The sequence below is a fragment of the Leptolyngbya sp. FACHB-261 genome (assembly GCF_014696065.1).
Taxonomy (GTDB): Bacteria; Cyanobacteriota; Cyanobacteriia; order FACHB-261; family FACHB-261; genus FACHB-261.
In genome coordinates this window covers 244,758-263,515 of sequence record NZ_JACJPL010000015.1, presented here as the reverse complement: position 1 = coordinate 263,515, position 18,758 = coordinate 244,758, and the positions used below count along the sequence as shown (strand labels likewise).

The 18,758-nt window shown below is 52.7% G+C and carries 15 protein-coding genes; 10 read left to right on the top strand and 5 right to left on the bottom strand.

The window, feature by feature from the left end:
- Positions 1-30: 30 nt before the first annotated feature.
- Positions 31-1,530 carry a pectate lyase family protein gene (locus H6F94_RS07410; RefSeq protein WP_190801574.1) on the bottom strand — a complete coding sequence of 500 codons (1,500 nt, stop codon included), beginning with the start codon at positions 1,528-1,530 and terminating at the stop codon, positions 31-33.
- Positions 1,531-2,152: 622 nt separating this feature from the next.
- Between H6F94_RS07410 and H6F94_RS07405 the strand changes: the two genes are divergently transcribed.
- The 5 genes from H6F94_RS07405 (at position 2,153) to H6F94_RS07385 (ending at position 7,787) form a co-directional block, all read left to right on the top strand.
- Positions 2,153-4,351 (top strand): NACHT domain-containing protein, encoded by a 2,199-nt coding sequence (locus H6F94_RS07405; protein ID WP_190801573.1) that lies wholly within the window; start codon positions 2,153-2,155, stop codon positions 4,349-4,351.
- Positions 4,352-4,547: 196 nt separating this feature from the next.
- A complete protein-coding gene (locus tag H6F94_RS07400) occupies positions 4,548-6,593 on the top strand; it encodes an NACHT domain-containing protein (RefSeq protein ID WP_190801572.1) in 2,046 nt (681 codons plus the stop codon).
- A 220-nt stretch (positions 6,594-6,813) separates the two neighbouring features.
- Positions 6,814-6,954, top strand: a complete 141-nt coding sequence (locus tag H6F94_RS07395; RefSeq protein WP_190801571.1) for a hypothetical protein — start codon at positions 6,814-6,816, stop codon at positions 6,952-6,954.
- A gap of 90 nt (positions 6,955-7,044) precedes the next feature.
- A complete protein-coding gene (locus tag H6F94_RS07390; protein WP_190801570.1) occupies positions 7,045-7,449 on the top strand; it encodes a hypothetical protein in 405 nt (134 codons plus the stop codon).
- The gene (locus H6F94_RS07385) at positions 7,446-7,787 is read left to right on the top strand and encodes a Cdc6/Cdc18 family protein (protein WP_190801569.1); all 342 of its coding nucleotides are present in this window, start codon (positions 7,446-7,448) and stop codon (positions 7,785-7,787) included. The genes H6F94_RS07390 and H6F94_RS07385 overlap by 4 nt, the downstream gene beginning before the upstream one ends.
- Positions 7,788-7,814: 27 nt before the next feature.
- Here H6F94_RS07385 and H6F94_RS07380 read toward each other — a convergent pair whose 3' ends face one another.
- Positions 7,815-8,897 carry a substrate-binding domain-containing protein gene (locus tag H6F94_RS07380; protein ID WP_190801568.1) on the bottom strand — a complete coding sequence of 361 codons (1,083 nt, stop codon included), beginning with the start codon at positions 8,895-8,897 and terminating at the stop codon, positions 7,815-7,817.
- 100 nt (positions 8,898-8,997) lie between these two features.
- The gene (locus H6F94_RS07375; RefSeq protein WP_190801567.1) at positions 8,998-10,461 is read right to left on the bottom strand and encodes a carotenoid oxygenase family protein; all 1,464 of its coding nucleotides are present in this window, start codon (positions 10,459-10,461) and stop codon (positions 8,998-9,000) included.
- A 149-nt stretch (positions 10,462-10,610) separates the two neighbouring features.
- On the opposite strand from H6F94_RS07375, the gene recJ reads away from it, so the two are divergent.
- Complete coding sequence (gene recJ / locus H6F94_RS07370; protein WP_190801566.1) at positions 10,611-12,335, top strand: single-stranded-DNA-specific exonuclease RecJ; 1,725 nt, start codon at positions 10,611-10,613, stop codon at positions 12,333-12,335.
- A gap of 248 nt (positions 12,336-12,583) precedes the next feature.
- Here recJ and H6F94_RS07365 read toward each other — a convergent pair whose 3' ends face one another.
- Together H6F94_RS07365 and H6F94_RS07360 are read right to left on the bottom strand one after the other, a co-directional pair.
- On the bottom strand, positions 12,584-12,826 hold the full coding sequence (locus H6F94_RS07365; protein ID WP_190801565.1) for a hypothetical protein: 243 nt from the start codon (positions 12,824-12,826) through the stop codon (positions 12,584-12,586).
- Positions 12,827-13,002: 176 nt separating this feature from the next.
- On the bottom strand, positions 13,003-13,308 hold the full coding sequence (locus H6F94_RS07360) for a carbohydrate porin (protein WP_190801564.1): 306 nt from the start codon (positions 13,306-13,308) through the stop codon (positions 13,003-13,005).
- Positions 13,309-13,653: 345 nt separating this feature from the next.
- On the opposite strand from H6F94_RS07360, the gene H6F94_RS07355 reads away from it, so the two are divergent.
- From H6F94_RS07355 to H6F94_RS07340, 4 genes are all read left to right on the top strand, one after another.
- The gene (locus H6F94_RS07355) at positions 13,654-15,279 is read left to right on the top strand and encodes an alpha-amylase family protein (protein ID WP_190801563.1); all 1,626 of its coding nucleotides are present in this window, start codon (positions 13,654-13,656) and stop codon (positions 15,277-15,279) included.
- Positions 15,280-15,707: 428 nt separating this feature from the next.
- Positions 15,708-16,955, top strand: a complete 1,248-nt coding sequence (locus tag H6F94_RS07350) for an ABC transporter substrate-binding protein (protein WP_313949241.1) — start codon at positions 15,708-15,710, stop codon at positions 16,953-16,955.
- Positions 16,952-17,869, top strand: coding sequence for a carbohydrate ABC transporter permease (locus H6F94_RS07345; RefSeq protein WP_190801561.1), 918 nt, complete (start codon positions 16,952-16,954; stop codon positions 17,867-17,869). The genes H6F94_RS07350 and H6F94_RS07345 overlap by 4 nt, the downstream gene beginning before the upstream one ends.
- A gap of 12 nt (positions 17,870-17,881) precedes the next feature.
- Positions 17,882-18,754: a carbohydrate ABC transporter permease gene (locus H6F94_RS07340; protein WP_190801560.1), complete on the top strand. Its 873-nt coding sequence runs from the start codon at positions 17,882-17,884 to the stop codon at positions 18,752-18,754.
- Positions 18,755-18,758: the final 4 nt, after the last annotated feature.

The following is an 18,758-nucleotide window of genomic DNA, read 5'->3' as shown; positions in this document are numbered from 1 at the left end:
GGGCGGCAATGCCATGCCCCTACCGCTTCATTACCGGTGGCGATGGGCACGGGAAATTAGACTGCTGCCGCTAAAGCAAACTAGCAAGGCGGCTGCCTCCAGCGGACGGGAACCAGAACCGAACAGCGAGTTGAGATATTCCTCGACCCAGGTGTAGCCACTGCTGGCCCGGTTGTCGGCATCGGCAGGGTCGGTGGGGTTGAGGCCCTGGGCTTGTTCCCAGGAGTCGGGCATGCCGTCTTGGTCTCTGTCTTGCGGGGCGGTGCCGCTGCTGAGGTTGGGCCAGCCGCCGACTTCGCGGGGTGAGTCGATCATGCCGCCTGTGCCGTTGCGCACCGATTGCAAAAGGCGCTGATCGACACTGTCCCGTCCGGCGGTGATCGCTCCAGCGCTAGCGAGCACGCGCTCATAGGCAGTGTTAGCAGGGTCAGTGTGGATGCCGGAGGGCTCAAGGGCGGGGCGGTCGCTGCGGTATTTGGCCCTGCCTGCTATGAGCCATTGATCGCCTGAATCGTCGGGGCGGTTGGGGCCGATGTTGCCTTGTAAGTAAACCTTGCTGCCTTTGAGGGGGCCGCTGGCGCTTTTACCGATGGCCCGAAAACGACTATTGGGACCGGCTTTGTAGTAGTTGCCAATCACGTTGAGGAAGAGTGGCCCACTGCGGCTGTCGCGGTCGCTGTAGTAATCGGTGGCCTGGTTGCCCCAGTTGTAAATGACGTTGTTGACCACTTCAGTTGCAGTGCCACCCTTCATGGAGGGGTTGCGGCTGACGTTGTGGGCGAACAGGTTGTGGTGGATCGAGATCTGTTGGGCGTGGTCGCCGACTAGTAGGCCCATGCTGTGGCGGCCTTTGTGGTGCAGGCTCTGGCTCAGGGCTTCGCCGATCAGATTCCACTGGAAGCTGATGTTACGTACTGGACCCCAGGTGCTCAGGTTCTCGTCGATGGCCCAACTGACTGAGCAGTGATCCACGATCACGTTGTAGACCTGGTTGCGGCGCTCAGCACGGATGGCAATGGCATCGCGGTCGCCTGGATCGGGGCCGTTGGGGTCATCACCGACGCGTACGCGCAAGCCACGCACGATGACGTCGTGGGTGGAGATCAGCAGGGTGGCGCCGCGTAGGGTGATGCCATCGCCGGGGGCAGTTTGTCCGGCAAGGGTGACGTAGGGATCCTGAAGGACGATGTCGCGTTTGAGGGTAATGGTGCCGCCGACCCGGAAGACGATGATGCGGGGTTCCCTAACTTCGGTTGCCGCCCGTAAACTGCCAGGGCCAGCGTCGTTGAGGTTGGTGACAGCGATAACTTTTCCGCCACGTCCGCCTTTGGCGAGTGCTCCATAGCCCTCAGCGCCTGGAAAGGCGACCAAATCATCGGTTGTTCTGTCGGTGGCCAGGCTAACGGACGCCAAACCTACACGTGGCTGCAATTGGTTGAATAGGCGGCCAAATAGGACTTGGGGGCTGCGCTCGGAGGCGATGAGCAGAGCAGGCGGTGTGAGTGGGGGCGCAAGTAGGGCTGGAATCATAGGGGGCAGGTGCCTTCATTACTCAGCGGCAGAGGTTAAGGAGCTGGCAAAAGTAACTGATCTGTCCGCAAAACTTGGAACCGCGCATACAAAAGTAACTGATCGATGAGTGAACATAACTGATCAGCCCCGGTAAGCAACTGCTCTAGAAGCAGAAGCAACTGTTCAGAGCCCAAAAGCAACCGATGCGAACGTGACAATAACTAACGCTTTCAGAAAAGTTGCATTCGCTTAAGCAACAGTTATATACGCACAGGCAAAACCAAGATCAGGATTGAGAGGAGAGACTTCTGCCGTGGCTGAGAAAGGCACCCGGCCCCCCCAAGGTTGGGGGGAGCAAGAATTCCAGTTAATGCTGCATCAGGGAGTTATACCAACTCCCTTTTTAACTGCTACACATCGACCCCTCCCAGCCTCCCCTTGCCAAGGGGAGGAGCCATAGGCGGTGGGGTTCTGATTTCTAGCTCTCATTTAGACAATTGGTATTAGAGGGACGTAATAAATCCGGTTCCTCCCAGGGTGGAGGAGGTAGGAGGACTCTCTGTGTTCTGGCGGCTATAGTGGCACTCAAGATGGATTGCTTCGGTGCCCCTCGTTGCCAGCACTGAGCAAAATACAAGTAATGCCAGATGATCCTTTACTAAGATTGCTGCTTGGCGCAGTGGTGGCTGCTGTTTTAGGTTGGTTGCTTAACCAATTGCCCTCGCTCCCTCAAGTCCCAGGAAGGACCTTTTCAGTCTTGAGGTTGGCCTTTGAGCTTGTGATTCTAGGCGTTTCGTTGAGTTGGTTGGCTAATCCGCCTGAGTCAAGCAGTGAGAAGACTAAAGCTTTAGTAGAAGCTTTAGGGATCCTGTGCCTAGTTTTCTTCACTATCGATGCGTCTCAACTAGTTAATATCCTGAGAAGAAACGCTGGGCCAAGCAGTGAGCCTGATAGAGGTGGAACGGCTGGGATTTCTCCTAAGCAAGAGTATCGAATTCTCAAGATTTTGCAGGAGGAAGTCAAGAAAGAAGTTAAGGGGCGGCTGAGTGGTTCTTTGCACAATAAGGTGCACTTGGCTCTGTGTATGAAGGCGCAGCCGAAACAGGTGGATTCGCCTTTGGCTAGGGGTATCAAGATTGGCATGCAGCCTCATTATCCTGCCACACCAAGAACAAACGTCATTGAGGTTTTTGAACACCCAGAAGTTGCAGGCAAGCTGTTGATTTTGGGGGCACCAGGAGCTGGAAAAACGACAATGCTTTTGGATTTGGCAAAGCAACTTCTCGCTCGTAATGAGGAAGATTTTGAACAGCCAATTCCAGTCTTGCTAGACCTCTCATCTTGGCAAAAAGACGAGCAAAGTATTTTTGATTGGGTGGTGGCGCAACTCAATCTCAGGCATAGGGTGCGGGCAGATGTTGGGCAGCGGTGGTTGCGAGAGCAAAAGCTTTTGCCGTTGCTGGATGGGTTGGATGAGTTGGCCTCAGAGCGTCAGGCGAAGTGTGTTGAAGCGATTAATGCTTGGCTTCAATCGGATGAGCGGCCTGGACGTGTCGTTGTTTGCAGCCGTTTGAAAGAATACGAGAGCCATGAGGCCAGTCTCAATCTAAATGGGGCAATCTGCTTATTGCCTCTGGAGCAATCTCAAATCAAAGAATATCTGTTGCGCGTTACAGGCCCGGAATTGTGGCAAAGCATCGCAAGTGATCCGGCATTACTGGATTTGGCTCAAACGCCGCTTTTTCTAAGCATTATCACCCTGGCTCATCAGGAAATATCTCTTCCAGAATGGCATCAGCTTGCTTCTTCTCAAGAGCGCCAGCGTTATCTCTTCGATGCCTATATCAGACGGATGCTAGAGCGAACGATAAAAAGTCAAGAGTACACCGAGCACAAAAAACCAACCTCAGAAAAAACTCGTTACTGGCTGATTTGGTTAGCGCAAAGACTAAAAGCCGGAAACCAAACTGAGTTTCTGATTGAGAAAATGCAGCCGACCTGGCTACAGGAACGCTCTCAGAAGCGAGCATATCAAATTGGATGTGTGCTGATTGGTGGACTAGTTGGTGTGCCTATTGGTGTGCTAATTGGTGTGCTGAGGTCTGGGCTGATGTTTGGGTTGAAGTCCGGGCTAACTAGTGGACTGACGTTTGGGCTGATGTTTGGGCTGATGTTTGTGCCAGGGGTCGGGCTGGGGCCTAGACAGATGGATGAGATTAGTGTGGTTGAAACTCTAAGCTGGTCCTGGAAGAAAGCATGGTCTGGGCTGTGTAGAATCCCCATCCCTGAGCTCAGAATTGGTCTGCTTAGTGGTTTGCTTAGTGGTTTGCTTGGTAGTCTGCTTGTTGATCCAAAATTTGGGGCAATGTTGGTGCTGATGCTTGCGCTGCTGTTCCGGCTAAGGCTTGGGCTGAGAGGTGGGCTAAGTGGCCTTGAAGTAGAGAGGAAAGCTACTCCTAACCAAGGCATCCGGCGTTCTGCATGTAACGCTGTGTGTGGTGCACTGATTGTTGGGTTAATGTTTTCGTTGATTATTGGAATGGTCGGTGGACTGATTAGTGGGCTAGTAGTTGAGCCGATTGTTGCGCTGAGGTTTATGCTGACTACTGGGCTAGTTATCGGGCTGATTATTGGGCTGTTGCAGTATGGCGGTATAACCTGCATCCAACATTTCACTCTCCGTCTCGTTCTCTGGCAAAGCGGCAATATCCCCTGGAACTACGCTCGCTTTCTCAACTACGCCACCGAGCGTCTCCTCCTACAACGGGTTGGTGGTAGTTATCGCTTCACCCACGATCTGCTGCGCGAGCATTTTGCCCAAATGCCAGAGCGTAGTTGAAATCAGCCTTGCGGAACCTATTGCAAAAATCACAACGGTTCTGATTAGAGATTTTGCCTAGCGAAAAAACGCCATGAAAGCTTAAGCGTTACGAAATCGAAGAGAAGCAATAAATCCGGTTCCCCCCAGAATTGGGGGGTTAGGGGGGCTCCAGCAGCTATAGTGGCACTCAAGATGGGCTGAGCCAGTTCAGACGATGCAGAAGAATTTTTTCCTGTTGGCCTTGTTGTCTGCAATTATTGCTCTTCTGGTTGGCTGGCTCACGAACAACTTGCCAGAGATTCCTAAGCAGCCCCAATTCCTTTGGTTCCAAACCCGCTCAATCTCTGGAATTGAATTCTCTGCAACCCAGCAGGCAATCGTTTTGCTGCTGCTGATTTTAACGCTTGCGTCGGCTTTTCTGGTTTGGCTTTCAAATCAGTCTGAGGCGGATAGTGACAAGCCTAAGCAAGATGAAGCAACTGGGATTTCTTCTGAGCAGGAGTCTCGCAATCTCAAAATTTTGCAGGAGTCGGTCAAGGGAGAAGTTGAGGGGCGGCTCAGCAGTTCTTTGCACAATCAGGTGCGCTTGATTTTGCATATGGAGGCACAGCCGAAACAGGTTGAACGGCCTTGGGATGTGCAAGTCAAAATTGGCACACGGCCTCACTATCCTTTGGCGCCAGGAACAAGCGTCATTGAGGTTTTTGAACTCCCGGATGTTGCAGGTAAGCTGTTGCTTTTGGGAGCACCGGGGGCTGGCAAAACGACAATGCTTCTGGATTTAGCGAAGCAGCTAATTGCTCGTAATGAAGAAGACTTTGAGCAGCCAACTCCAGTTTTAGTAAACCTTTCATCTTGGCAGAAGAACGAGCAAAGTATTTTTGATTGGTTGGTGGCGGAACTCAAGCTCAAGTATGGGGTGCGGGCAGATATTGGACAGAGGTGGTTAAGAGAGCGAAAGCTTTTGCCGTTGCTGGATGGGTTGGATGAGTTGGCCTCAGAGCGGCAAGCGAAGTGTGTTGAGGCGATTAACGAGTGGCTTCAATCGGATGAGCGACCCAGACATGTAGTTGTTTGCAGCCGTTTGGAAGAATACGAGAGCCATGAGACTAGCCTTAATCTGAATGGGGCAATCTGCTTGTTACCTCTGGAGCAATTTCAAATTAAAGAATATCTGTTGCGCGTTACAGGTCCAGAGTTGTGGCAAAGCATTGCGAGTGATCCAGCGCTACTGGATTTAGCTCAAACGCCGCTTTTGCTGAGCATTATCACCCTGGCTTATCAAGAAATTTCCTTTCCAGAATGGCAGCAGCTTGCTTCTTCTCAAGAGCGTCAGCGTTATCTCTTTGATGCCTATATTAGGCGGATGCTAGAGCGATCTATAAAAAGCCAGGAGTACACCGAGCGAAAAGAGCCAACTCCAGAAAAAACTCGTCACTGGCTGATTTGGTTAGCTCAAAGACTAAAAGCCGAAAAGCAAACCGAATTCTTAATCGAGAAAATACAGCCAGCCTGGTTACAACGAGGCTCTCAGAAGCAAGCATATCGAATTGGAGTTGGGCTGAGTGGTGGGCTGAGTGTTGGGCTAAGTGGTGGGCTGAGTGGTGGGCTGAGTGTTGGGTTGGTTAGTGGGCTGAGTGTTGGGTTGATTTTTGGGCTGAGTGTTGGGCTGAGTGATGAGATTGAGCTGGTTGAGACTCTACGTTGGTCTTGGAAAAACGCAGGGGCTGGACTACGTGAATACTTCCAGAGTGGTAGGTTGCTTGTTGGGCTGAGTGTTGGGCTGCTTGTTGGGTTGATTTTTGGGCTGAGTGTTGGGCTGCTTGTTGGGCTAAGTGTTGGGCTGCTTTTTGGGCTGCTTGGTGGGCTGCTTTTTGGACTGATTCTTGGGCTGCTTGGTGGGCTGAGTGGATTTGAAGTAGAAAGGAAAGCTATTCCTAATCAGGGTATTTGGCGTTCTGCAAGTAACGCTGTAATTGTTGGACTGCTTTTTGGGCTGAGTGTTGGGCTGCTTGGGGGGCTGCTTAGTGGGCTGAGTGCTGGCCTGATTCTTGGGATGTTTCAGTATGGCGGTCTAACCTGCATCCAACATTTCACTCTCCGTCTCATCCTCTGGCAAAGCGGTAATATCCCCTGGAACTATGCCCGCTTCCTTAACTACGCCACTGAGCGCCTCTTCCTACAACGGGTTGGTGGTAGTTATCGCTTCACCCACGATCTGCTGCGCGAGCATTTTGCCCAAATGCCAGAGCGTAGTTGAAATCAGCCTTGCGGAACCTATTGCAAAAATCACGATGGTTCTGATAGGTTAATCTGCACCGCTCGAATTGGAGAATTTGCCTAACGAAAAAACGCCACAAAAACTTAAGCGCTACCTAGAAGCTATGAGGAACTTCTAGATAGCTAACCCCCTAACTGTGAATGGCACAGTCCGGCGGCTGACAGGTGATTTTAACACCGACTAGCCACCCCGACTTGCATTGGCAAATCACCGGGGTGGCTCATTGTTTGGCGGCATCCACGGTAAGGGCGAGGCAACCTCGCCCCTACCCAAGGACCGCATTCTGGCCCCCCTAAAGGGCAGGGAAACCCTGCCCCTACCCACGACTGTGAAATTGTAAATCCCTCGGTTTTCAATGACGAATTCCGTAGGGGCAGGGTTTCCCTGCCCGGTGCAACATTGCAGCCTCCCTTCTACAACTCGCATCCCTATGCGCCAACTTTTGCAGACCATTAATCCGCATCAATTCGAGATTTCGCTCAGCTATCTCGCCACCTACTTAGGCATTCCACCCGACCTAATTCTGCGTTTTGAACAATGGGCCAATGTCCTGTTTGTGCATCGCAAAGATCGAGGCGGCCAATTCATCAGTTACCGCAACCTCATCTACTGGCTCGAAGCCTGTGTGCAAGCCATTCGCACCTGTTCAGACCATCAAGCCCTGCAAGAACTCGGCCAACTGCTCAAACACGAAATCGAACGCTTCACCTACGCCGCCGACACCGTCGCCTATCTCCACCGACTGTGGCAACAACGCAAAGCCCAATTGGATCTCGACCTCAACCTGCGCAGTTTTTACACGCCCAATCCCCAACCCCTCACCGCACCTCAATGAATACTTCTCACCTCTCCCCTTCTCAAATTCGCCTGCAACTCTGGGACCACATCAGCCGCGAAATTCGCCTTCCCACCTCCTCCAAAATCCTGTTGCTCGTGATTGCCAATCTCACCGACCCCAGAAGTTTACGAGCCCGCATTCCTATTTCCTTGCTCGTCGTCCACAGCGGCCAAAGTGAAACCGAAATCAACCGCCTGCTCAGCACCCTCGAAACCAAACAATGGATCGAAAGTATGCGCGTTCCTAATGAAGTGCGCGGTCGTCCCGCCGTCACCCTCTATAACCTCTCCGCCCCACTTCTGCACCGAGCCTTAAGCAATAACTCCCGAACTTAGGAACCTAAATTAGGCCCCCATTAATTCCTAACGCAGCCGAATAAAACCCGCCTGCTCGATCAGCTTTTGTCCCTGGTCAGTTAGCAGCAGCTTGCTATAGGCTTCACCCGCCTCTTGCTCGCGTCCCTGTTGCTTCACCACCACAAACAACTTGCGCGTTAAAGGATAATTGCCATCGCGAAAAGCCTCACCGTTCAGTTGATTGCGTTGAGCCGGACAATTGGCCGGTGGTACCAAAGGTTCCTGATAAGGCGGCACCCACTGATTGGCCTCCTGTCCAATTGGCAACGGTTTCACCCCGCACTGGGGCACCGCTTCCGGAGCCGAAGCGTAGTAGACACCGCCTGCTGTGCTGCTCACTTTGCGCAGCGCTTCTGTGGTCGTAGCAACGTATTGCACGTTCGGCCCAAACGCCTGATTCTGCAAAACGTTTTCGACTAGAAACTCCGCCGTACCGCCATCGCCCACCCGCCGCGAAAACGGCGTAATCGGTAGATTCGGCCCACCCACCTGGCTCCAGTTGTTCACTTGCCCCCGGTAGATTTGCCGCAACTGGTCAATCGTCAGACCCGGCAGATTCAAATTGGGATTGACCACCACCGCAATGCCATCAATGGCCACCGGCGATTGGGCCAAAGCAAAGCCCCGCTGCTGCGCTGCCTGATATTCGCTGTCTTGCAATGGACGCGAGGACTGCGCAAAATCCAGTTCGCCATTCAGCAACATGCGAATTCCCGTGCTCGAACCGGGTGCCCCGGTCACCGGGCTGGTATAGCGCAACTGAAACTCAGGCCGCGCACTCTGAATCTGCGAGTCAACCAACTGCCGAATCGGTGCCCAAGTGGTGCTACCGCCGTAGCTAAACAAGCCACTCGGCACCGGCACATCTTTGAAATTAGCCCCCACTGCCGCAGGTGCTGACTCGGTTTGCGTAGCTGAACCCGCCTGACCTGAATTGCCATCTTGAGCAGAGGGCTGGGATTCAGGGCTAGTCCCGCCCAACCTCAGTCCCAGTTTCGGCCCCAAGAAAAATACCAGACCCGCCGCAAGCAGCAGTGTAACTACCAAAGAGGCTAGTAGAACCGGCGTTTCGTTATTGCTTTTGCTCATGGAAGCCTTGGGGCAGACCGCAAGAGAACTGCCCCCAAGTTAGCCTTTGCTGACTGAGCTAGCGCGTCGCCCCCAACACCGAGTCCTCAACCATAGGCGCTTAGACTCCCAGCACCTGCTCCGTAAAGCTGCCGTGCAGCCCATAGGGGATGATGTGCTTCAAGTGCAGCCGCGCCACCGGACCCGCGGCCACATCGCGCGCATCCAGAATCACCAAGTCACTGCGCTGATGGGCCGCATCGTAGACCAGGCTCAGCAGCCAGCCGTCTTCTTCACCCTGACCATCTGGGAAGGGCACAAATACCGGCTCACCCATAAAGCCACGCGGCGCGGCGCTCCAGAGTTGCTGCTCACCTGTTTCCAGATCCAACTTGAGGATCGCCTGAAGTGGAGCATTGCCCTCGGGCTGGTGAGCTGCACCGATGTAGAGATGGCGGTAGGGCTGGCCCACATAGTCCGGATGCACCGTGGGGAACTCGCAGGCCCTGGGCGTCAGCAACTCGCGCTGCACTGTGCCCTGTGCCAAATCCAAACGGAAGCGCCACAGCTGCGACACCGGCACGCTATTGAAGTCAATCTCACGGAAATTGCTGCCCGGTTCGACGCTGGGGAAGTCCTCATAGGCAATCGAATCGATCACCACGGTCTGCCCTTCCTGGAAAGCATTGACATGGTGAAACACGAAGCAAGGATCCATTTCCAGGGTGCGGATGGCACTGCCATCACGCGGCACCAGCAAAATGCGCGTCTTCTGTCGCGCCATAAACTTCAGGCATTCGCCTGGACCGCGTAGCCCCAACAAGAAGGGAATCGGATTCAGAAACACCGGGTTTTGAAAGAAGATCGCGTACTCTGGCGTCAGCGCAAAGTCATGCACGAAAGCAAAGCCCGGGACCGCGTGCGTATGGGTCTTGACCACTTCGCCCGCCGGGTTCAGCTCATACATGGTCAGGCTGGTGGAAAGCCCAGTGCGAATGCCAAAGTTGACCAAGTTGCCACTGACCGGATCCAAGCGAGGATGGGCCGAGAAAGGTGCGCCCTCAGGCAACACACCGCCCAGATTATCCAAGCCCAGAGTGTCGAGCGTGTCAGGGTCAAGCTTGTAGGGTGAGGCCGCTTCCCACAGCGCCAGCAATTTGCCACCGATATAAATGACGTTGGTATTAGCAATGTGCTTCAGCCGCACATCAAAGGCATTGGCGAAAAACCCACCGGGCTTGTTGGTGCCAAAAACCCCACGATACAGTGGACGTCCTGCCGCTTGCTCAGCCAGGTAGCCTTCCGTACGCACATAGCGATTGCGGAAATGAACCCGACCATCGCCGGCAAAACTAAAAGCGGCGATCATGCCATCGCCATCAAAGGGATGCTGCAACGGGTGTCCACCCACCTCCAGCAAACCAGGGCCATTGCGCACCAACGTGCCCCGCAAAGCCGCAGGCAGTTGGCCTTCAATATCTGCATCTGAAATCCAGTAATCGACTTCTTCGCGCAGCGAGGTGTAACCCCCCTGCCAGTCTTCTTGCGTAAATGCTGTTTGCTGAGACGGGAGCGTGGACGTCATAAAGCCGCTAAACCTAAAAAAACTTAAAAGCTATCCCCTTCATATAAGTTAACACTGCTTGCTAAGGCCGACACAGGCGTCGATAATCTCGCCTACAGAGTCAACAATTCAATCAACACTTCAAAAACGTATTTGGATGCGAGCCCTCGATGCCTTTGCCTGACCAACGCTGGATCACCCAACCTGCCCAAGCTCAGCTCGTGCAGCAGCTTGCCGACGAGCTAAATCTGTCTCCCCTAGTGGCGCAGGTGTTGGTAAGCCGAGGCAAAAATAGTCTGGAAGCGGCGCAGACGTTTCTCCATCCTGAAACCTGGCAGTTACCGGATCCGCGCGAGCACTTCAGTGATTTAACACCGGCACTCGATTGTCTAGAACAGGCAGTGAGAACAGGACAACCGATTGCGATTTGTGGCGACTATGACGCCGATGGTATGACCAGCACAGCTCTGCTGCTGCGCACCTTCCGGCAGTTAGGAGCCAAGGCCAGTTATGAGATCCCCAGCCGCGCCCACGATGGCTATGGCATCAACGAGCGCATGGTGCTGGAACTGGCTCAACGCGGCGTCAGCGTGATTTTGACGGTGGATAACGGCATCGTTGCCTTCGATCCGATTGCCAAAGCCAAAGCCCTGGGCCTAACCGTGATTATCACCGACCATCACGAGCCCTCCCCCGATGGCAAATTGCCGGTTGCCGATGCGATTTTGAATCCCAAGCTGATCCCAGTTGACTCACCGTTTCGGGGCTTGGCAGGGGTGGGCGTAGCCTATGTGCTGGCCTGTTTGCTGGCCGAGCGCTTTAACCAGCGCAAGCAGCTGGCCGGTGAGCTACTAGAACTGTTTACGCTGGGCACGATTGCCGACATGGCTCCCTTGACCGGGGTAAATCGGCGTTGGGTGCGCTGGGGTTTGCAGCGATTGCCGCACTCGAACCTGGCGGGAATTCAAGCGCTGATCGAGGTGACGCGGCAGGGCCGAGGCGAAGCCTTTCGACCCGATGCTGTGGGCTTTGGCCTGGGACCACGCATCAACGCTATGGGTCGCATCGACGACCCGCGCGTGGTGATCGAACTCTTGACCACAGACTTTGCGGCGCGAGCCAAAGAGTTAGCGCTGGTCTGCGAAGAGATCAACCGCGAGCGTCAGCAACTGTGCAAGCAGATAGAGCAGGAAGCCGTGGCCTGGTTGGGGCAGAACCCCATCGACTTTGCAGCCGAGCGCGTGCTGCTACTGGTTCAGGAAAACTGGCACCACGGCGTAATTGGCATTGTGGCCTCGCGCCTGAAGGAGCGCTACGGTGTGCCGGTGTTTATTGGTTCGCTCTCAACCACCGAGGTGCGGGGCTCAGCGCGGGGCATCCCCGAGTTTCATGTGTTCGAGGCACTGGAGTTTTGCAAAGACCTGCTGGCGAAGCACGGCGGTCATGAAGCAGCCGGTGGTTTCTCGTTGGATCCAGCGAACCTGCCCAATCTGCGGCAGCGCCTGCGCCAATTCGCAACTGGCTGCTTAAAACCTGAGCAATTGCGTCCCTTAGTCGAAATTGATGCCTGCGCCGACTTGGCAGATCTCAGTTTGGAGCTGATGGCGCAACTGGATCAGCTGCAACCCTGCGGCATCGGCAATCCTGAACCGATCTTCTGTAGCCGTGGCCTACAAGTCATTGAACAGCGCACGATGGGACAAGAAAATGCACATCTGCGGCTCACGGTGCGAGATAAGACTGGAACCCGAATAAATGCAGTGGCTTGGCGCTGGGGAGCTCACTGTCCATTACCGGAACAAGTCGATCTGGCTTATAAATTACGAACCAATACCTGGAAGGAGAAAACCAGTTTGCAATTAGAACTAGTTGGGGCGCGCCCTAGCACTTGCTAATTCTTTCTTCGTGACGATTGCTAAAAAACTAGACTCGAAACTGGGCTCTAAAAAACCAGACTTTAAGAAACTGGGAAGTTTCAATTTGGAGAGTGGGAATTTAGAGGCCGTGGGTTTTCAGCAGATGATCGCTAGCGAAGAACAGACCACTACCAACGGAGACCAAAAGAAGAAGAGCTAGCATTTTTTTGTCCTTTCTGAATAGGAGGGTTATTACTTCTTACGGTAAGAGAACATTACAGTCCTGCCTATACCCCGACCGGGTGAATTTGCAAACCTGTTGTCTTAAACCGTAAGATTTGCTTGAGCAACCGCACCATCCAGTAGACAAGGGTGAAACCCAGCAAAGCTGAGGACAGCCAGGATAGCCCTAATAAGGGTAGCCCCAGTCGAGATAGCCCTAGAAGTACCGCATCATCCGCAAAGCTTAGAGCCAAAGGTATTAGCTGTAGCAGTGGGTTGGGCGATAGATCTTCCGAGCGGGTATCCATGAGAGGGATGGCTTGTGGCTCAATAATTAAACTATCGGCTATTCCTCTCAGGGTTTAAGTGATCTGCGAGCTATAGAAACCGTGATCTTAGGCTTCAAGAACGGTGATTCTGGTCACAAAATTTGGCTTTTCATCTATTTCGCAAGGCTCAGCCTTGAACATGGAATCAAAACGGCTCAAAACTCGAAGATAGTCCGCAAAGTCCACACGAAGATCGTGTTGTTGCTCTCGTCGTGTTCTAGATTAGTGACTGCAAACATGCCTGGCCGAACGGTGATTTCGTCAGTTAAGCGAACCTGGTAGAAGCTCCCAAACCGGAAAGAGGTGTCCTCGTCTTCTTCGACCTCACGTCCGCTAACTTGGGTGAGCTTGGGTGGTTGCCCAAACAGAAATTGGATCCAGTCCCCGTCTCGCCCAAAGGCGACAGGAGCGGTGGCCAGTGAGGCTGCGATGCCAGACGACAGCAATAATTTGATGCTCACGTTTGGTTCTTCTTAAGATTTAACAAAAAGAGCAGTAAGTAAGGCAAGACCGACGAAAAGCAAACTTCTACTTTTGAAAGCAGTAGTGCTCAAGTACCAAAGCCTTAAAACGCATTGAGAGCACCCATTGCAGAAATACTGTTGAGGTACTTCTGAGGGTGAACTAAGCTTATTTAGTGTAAGCAAAGCGTCTAACTTGCTCAAGTACAAACCATCTCTCCTGAGGCAGATCAGCTAATAGAATTTAAAAGGCTTCAAAGGGAGGATCGACATAAAAGCTATCCTTCTCCCGCACGATGCTGCGTAAGAGGTAGATTTCATAATGGAAAGCATTGAGAGGAAAGCATGAGAAACCTCTGGTACAAAAACGCAATTATTTACGCGCTTGACGTTAAGACCTATTTAGATAGTGACGGCGATGGCGTCGGTGACTTCGCAGGTCTGACTCAGCGCTTAGATTACTTAGCGGGTCTGGGCGTAACCTGTATTTGGTTGCAGCCGTTTTATCCTTCACCCAACCGAGATAACGGCTACGACGTGATGGATTACTACAGTGTTGACCCTCGCCTGGGCACATTGGGAGATTTTGTTGAGTTTACGCATCAAGCGCGAGAACAGGGCATGCGAGTGCTGATTGATCTCGTGGTTAATCACACCTCAGATCAACATCCCTGGTTTCAAAGCGCCCGCGCTGACCGAAACTCGAAGTACCGCGATTACTATGTCTGGTCCGAAACGTTGCCCGCTAATGCCCATGAAGGTGTGATTTATCCTGGCGTGCAGGAGCGGATTTGGAATTACGACGAACAGGCTAAAGCTTACTATTTGCACCGCTTTTACTACCATCAGCCCGATCTCAATATTGCTAATCCAGCAGTGCAAGAAGAGATTCGTAAAATTATGGGTTTTTGGTTGGAGTTGGGTGTCTCTGGTTTTCGTGTTGATGCTGCGCCCTTCCTGATTCGACCTAAGGGCAATCAACCTACCATCCTCAACGACCCTCACCGCTTTCTGCGGCAGATGCGCCAGTTCCTCTCGTCGCGGCGCGGCGATGCGGTCCTGCTAGCTGAGGCCGATGTTGAACCGCATGAGGTTGCTCCCTACTTCGGTGAGGGCGACGAAATGCACCTGCTATTTAACTTTCTGCTCAACCAGGCCTTGTTTCTAGCGATGGCTAGTGAGCAAGCGGAGCCACTGCACCACTGCTTGCAAGCACTGCCGCCGATTTCGCCGGTCGGACAATGGGCCAACTTCGTGCGCCACCACGACGAACTCAACCTGGGCATGCTCAGCCCAGCACAGCGTCAAGTGGTGTTCGAGGCTTTCGCTCCTGATCCAGACGCACAGATCTACGAGCGGGGGGTGCGTCGCCGCCTGCCGCCGATGTTGGCTGGAGACCGTCGCCGTCTGGAACTGGCCTACAGCCTATTGTTCAGCCTGCCGGGAACGCCAGTCCTGTACTACGGCGAGGAGATTGGCATGGGCGATGACCTGGGGTTGCCCGAGCGAATGAGTGTGCGCACGCCTATGCAGTGGTCGCCGGAGGCTAATGGCGGTTTCTCCAATGCTGACGCTGCTAAGCTAATTCGCCCTGTAATCTCGAGCCCTGAGTATGGCTATGCCCAGGTAAACGTCGTTGCCCAGCATCGCGATCCGCTCTCGGTGCTCAATTGGATGGAGCGCTTGATCCGAACGCGTCGGGAATGCCCAGAATTTGGCTGGGGAACGCTTCAGATCCTGGAAACTGGCTCAGCCTCTGTCTTTGCCCATTGCTGCCAATATGAGCGAAGAGTGGCGATAGCGGTGCACAACCTATCTGCTCAGGCTTGTATTGTGACCTTAACTACAAAAGATTTAGACGCTATTTACGTGACCGATCTTCTGGGAGACCAACAATATGAGCCGCTGAATCATAATTTAGCGGCTATTGCTTTAGCTGGCTATGGCTATCGCTGGTTTCGGATCAAGTGAAGCATTTTGAACTTTCAATTCCTTGGAACTTCAATTCAAAAGCCCAATCTAAAAACCTGGATTAGGCTAACTTAAGAAAATGTCTAAATGTCTTAAAGTCAAATATTTGGGAGCAAAACCATAGGAAACGGTAACATTGAATACCTCTCCCTAGGTGGATGCTCTAATGACATCCAACATCTCCAGTAAGCTCGCTTAAAAAGCTCCTATATCTTAAGAGAGGCTAAACATTAAACCAGCTAAGAAGGTATTAAGTTAAATTACAGTCATTAATTTGTAGCCTAGAAAGCTCGAAATCCCGTGATAGCCTTTAGCTAACGAATTTAGATTCCAAAACTCTCACCTTTAATACCATGAGCTGGCTTATAAAACTTAGGCAGCCGCTCAGTAGATTCTGGAGCCTCCTTGGGAGGTTTAAGCTACTGCTTGTGTTTCTGCTGAGTGCTTTACTAATAGCTCTGCCTGCCCTGACGCAGAGGCCCGTTGTTACCCTGAACCTGTTAATTCAGGCGCTAGAAACTTCACAATGGACCGATATCATTCAGGACTTTGAAGCAGCAAATCTTGGTATCCGCCTCAATTTAGTCGAAGGTCCAAACGCCACAGATTCGGTAGAAAACCTCTACACCTCCACTTTTTTGCTGGGCAAATCTCCTTACGATCTGGTCTACATGGACGTCGTTTGGACTCCTAAGTTTGCCGCTGCTGGCTGGTTACAGGATTTGTCTAACCAGGTTTCGCCACAAGACTTAGCTGATTTCTTCCCGGCAGATGTAGAAGCTGGACGCTACGAAGGCGGGCTCTATCGCCTGCCCTTCCGCACTGATGCGGCCATGCTCTTCTACCGAACTGACCTACTGGAGCAAGTTGGTGCTCAGCCGCCCAATACCTTCGCCGATTTGATCGCCACTTCCAAAAAAATCCAGGCCACAGGCGCTGCGCCCTGGGGCTATCTCTGGCAGGGTCGCCAATACGAAGGTGCGGCGGCCATGTTTGTGGAGGTTTTAGAAGGGTTCGGGGGCTTCTGGGTGAATCCCGACAACAACGAGATCGGATTAGATCGACCGGAGGCGATCAAAGCAGTCGATTTTCTGCGTGAAACGATTACGGAGCGCATTTCGCCACCTGGCGTGGTGACTTACATCGAAGATGATGTCTGGCGCTTCTTCAGAAGTGGCGCGGCAGGCTTCATGCGTAACTGGCCCTATGCAGTGCCTCTCGCCAATGCTGGAGATTCCCCAATCCGGGGCAAATTTGCAATCAAGCCAATGGTGGCTGCACCCGGTGGTCGCAGTGGCGCTTGCAAAGGTGGTTGGGGATTTGGGATTTCGAAGAGTAGTGCTCACCCCAAGGAAGCCTGGAAAGCAATTCAGTACATCACGAGTGCGCAAACCCAGAAGAACTTCACGCTTAAAACTGGCTATTTGCCTAGCCGCCGACCTCTGTTTACGGACCCCCAAATCGTTGAGAAATACAGCTACTTCCCTGACTTACTGCAGGTGGCTGACAAGGCAGTATTGCGTCCTCCAATCGCTCAATATGCGCAGGCGTCTGACATCTTGCAGCGCTATTTGAGTGCTGCTTTTAGTGGCAGGCTGAGTTCACAAGAAGCAATGCAGCGGGCGGCTCGTGAAACTAGAGCTCTGGTTGGCAATTTTCAGGGAGTTGCCGGATGAAATTTGAAACCACGATTCGCACACGTGAACAAATTATAGGCTGGGTTCTTGTTTTACCTGCGCTGATTTTGTTGCTGTTGGTCTTTGCCTATCCGATTGGTCGGGCCTTTTGGCTGAGCCAATTTACCGAGAACCTGGCAACCAAACTAGAGCCTGTTTATTCGGGCCTCAATAACTATAGCCGTTTGGGAACCGATGGGCGCTTTTGGCAAACGCTGGGGAACACCACAATCTTCACCTTGGGCTCAGTCATACTGGAAATGCTGTTGGGTTTAGGCATTGCCTTGGTGCTCGATCAGTCTTTTAAAGGTCGAGGCATTGTGCGCACGATTGCTATTTTGCCCTGGGCTTTGCCTACAGCCCTGATCGGTTTAGCCTGGGTCTGGATCTTCAATGACCAATACGGGGTGGTCAACGATTTACTCAGACGGGTCGGTGCGATTCCAGCAGGTGCAGGCATCAACTGGCTGGGCGACCCAAACCTGGCAATGCTGGCGGTAATTGCGGCAGATGTGTGGAAAACGACGCCCTTCATCAGCATTTTGTTGTTGGCTGGTTTACAATCAATTCCTCAAGATTTGTATGAGGCTTATGCCATTGATGGGGCGAGTCGTTGGCAACGCTTTCGGAACATCACTTTGCCGCTGCTCATGCCGCAAATCTTGATTGCTGTGCTGTTTCGCTTTGCCCAAGCCTTTGGCGTCTTCGACTTGATTGCGGTGATGACTGGCGGTGGACCGGGCGGTGCCACAGAGACTATTTCTCTATACATCTACGCCACGGTCATGCGCTATCTCGACTTTGGCTATGGTGCTGCCCTGGTCGTCGTAACCTTTGTGCTACTGGTCGCCGTTGTGGCGCTGGCCACGTTTGCCCTGTCCCGAGCCCGAGCCCGAGCAGCAGGCGCTACCTAGGAGTTGTGACCCATGACCACTGTTCATGAGCCTGTGTCCAGCAACCAAGCTAAGGGTTTGCCCATTCGCAACATCATCCTCGGTGTGGGTGTTGTACTGGTTGTCGCTTTCTGTCTGGGACCGGTTCTCTGGCAATTGCTAACCTCAATTAAAACTAACCGAGATATCGCCGCTATTCCCAATGTCTACGTTCCTAGGGAATATACATTTCAGCACTATACAGAGCTGTTTCGGCGTCGGCCTTTTCTCAGCTACATGTTCAACAGCGCCCTGGTTTCTCTAATCTCAACTATTCTGTGTTTGGGTTTAGGGTCGCCAGCGGCCTATGCTTTGGCCCGTTTGCGTTTGAAAGGGGAAAGAATCCTGTTGGCGATCGTCCTGGTCGTTACCCTATTTCCCTATGTCTTGGTATTTTTGGGGCTACTGGAAATTGTGCAGCGTTTGGGCCTAGCCAATAATTATCTGGCGCTGATCATTCCCTACACAGCGATTAATTTGCCTCTGACAATTCTGGTGATGCGTAGCTTCTTTCAACAGTTGCCTAAAGATCTCGAAGATGCAGCCAAAGTTGATGGTTACAACACCTGGCAAATGCTGACTCAGATCGTGTTGCCGATGACCCTACCTGCCTTAGCAACCACAGGAATTCTCACCTTTATCTCCGCCTGGAATGAATTCATCTTCGCCCTCACTTTTATGACCCGCGAAGAGCTCAAAACGATTCCGGTAGGCGCTGCCCAGTTGGGGGGCGCTTCAACCTTTGAAATCCCCTATGGTCCTCTGGCCGCAGCCACGGTGGTCGGAACTTTGCCGCTCGTCTTGCTTGTGCTATTTTTCCAACGCCAAATTGTTCAAGGTCTTACTTCTGGAGCCGTCAAAGGTTAAAAAG

Bases quoted from the DNA above. Each gene is read 5' to 3' on its own strand.
- H6F94_RS07410 (WP_190801574.1), bottom strand. From the start codon at position 1,530: ATGATTCCAGCCCTACTTGCGCCCCCACTCACACCGCCTGCTCTGCTC.
- H6F94_RS07405 (WP_190801573.1), top strand. From the start codon at position 2,153: ATGCCAGATGATCCTTTACTAAGATTGCTGCTTGGCGCAGTGGTGGCT.
- H6F94_RS07400 (WP_190801572.1), top strand. From the start codon at position 4,548: ATGCAGAAGAATTTTTTCCTGTTGGCCTTGTTGTCTGCAATTATTGCT.
- H6F94_RS07390 (WP_190801570.1), top strand. From the start codon at position 7,045: ATGCGCCAACTTTTGCAGACCATTAATCCGCATCAATTCGAGATTTCG.
- H6F94_RS07385 (WP_190801569.1), top strand. From the start codon at position 7,446: ATGAATACTTCTCACCTCTCCCCTTCTCAAATTCGCCTGCAACTCTGG.
- H6F94_RS07380 (WP_190801568.1), bottom strand. From the start codon at position 8,897: ATGAGCAAAAGCAATAACGAAACGCCGGTTCTACTAGCCTCTTTGGTA.
- H6F94_RS07375 (WP_190801567.1), bottom strand. From the start codon at position 10,461: ATGACGTCCACGCTCCCGTCTCAGCAAACAGCATTTACGCAAGAAGAC.
- recJ (WP_190801566.1), top strand. From the start codon at position 10,611: ATGCCTTTGCCTGACCAACGCTGGATCACCCAACCTGCCCAAGCTCAG.
- H6F94_RS07365 (WP_190801565.1), bottom strand. From the start codon at position 12,826: ATGGATACCCGCTCGGAAGATCTATCGCCCAACCCACTGCTACAGCTA.
- H6F94_RS07355 (WP_190801563.1), top strand. From the start codon at position 13,654: ATGAGAAACCTCTGGTACAAAAACGCAATTATTTACGCGCTTGACGTT.
- H6F94_RS07345 (WP_190801561.1), top strand. From the start codon at position 16,952: ATGAAATTTGAAACCACGATTCGCACACGTGAACAAATTATAGGCTGG.
- H6F94_RS07340 (WP_190801560.1), top strand. From the start codon at position 17,882: ATGACCACTGTTCATGAGCCTGTGTCCAGCAACCAAGCTAAGGGTTTG.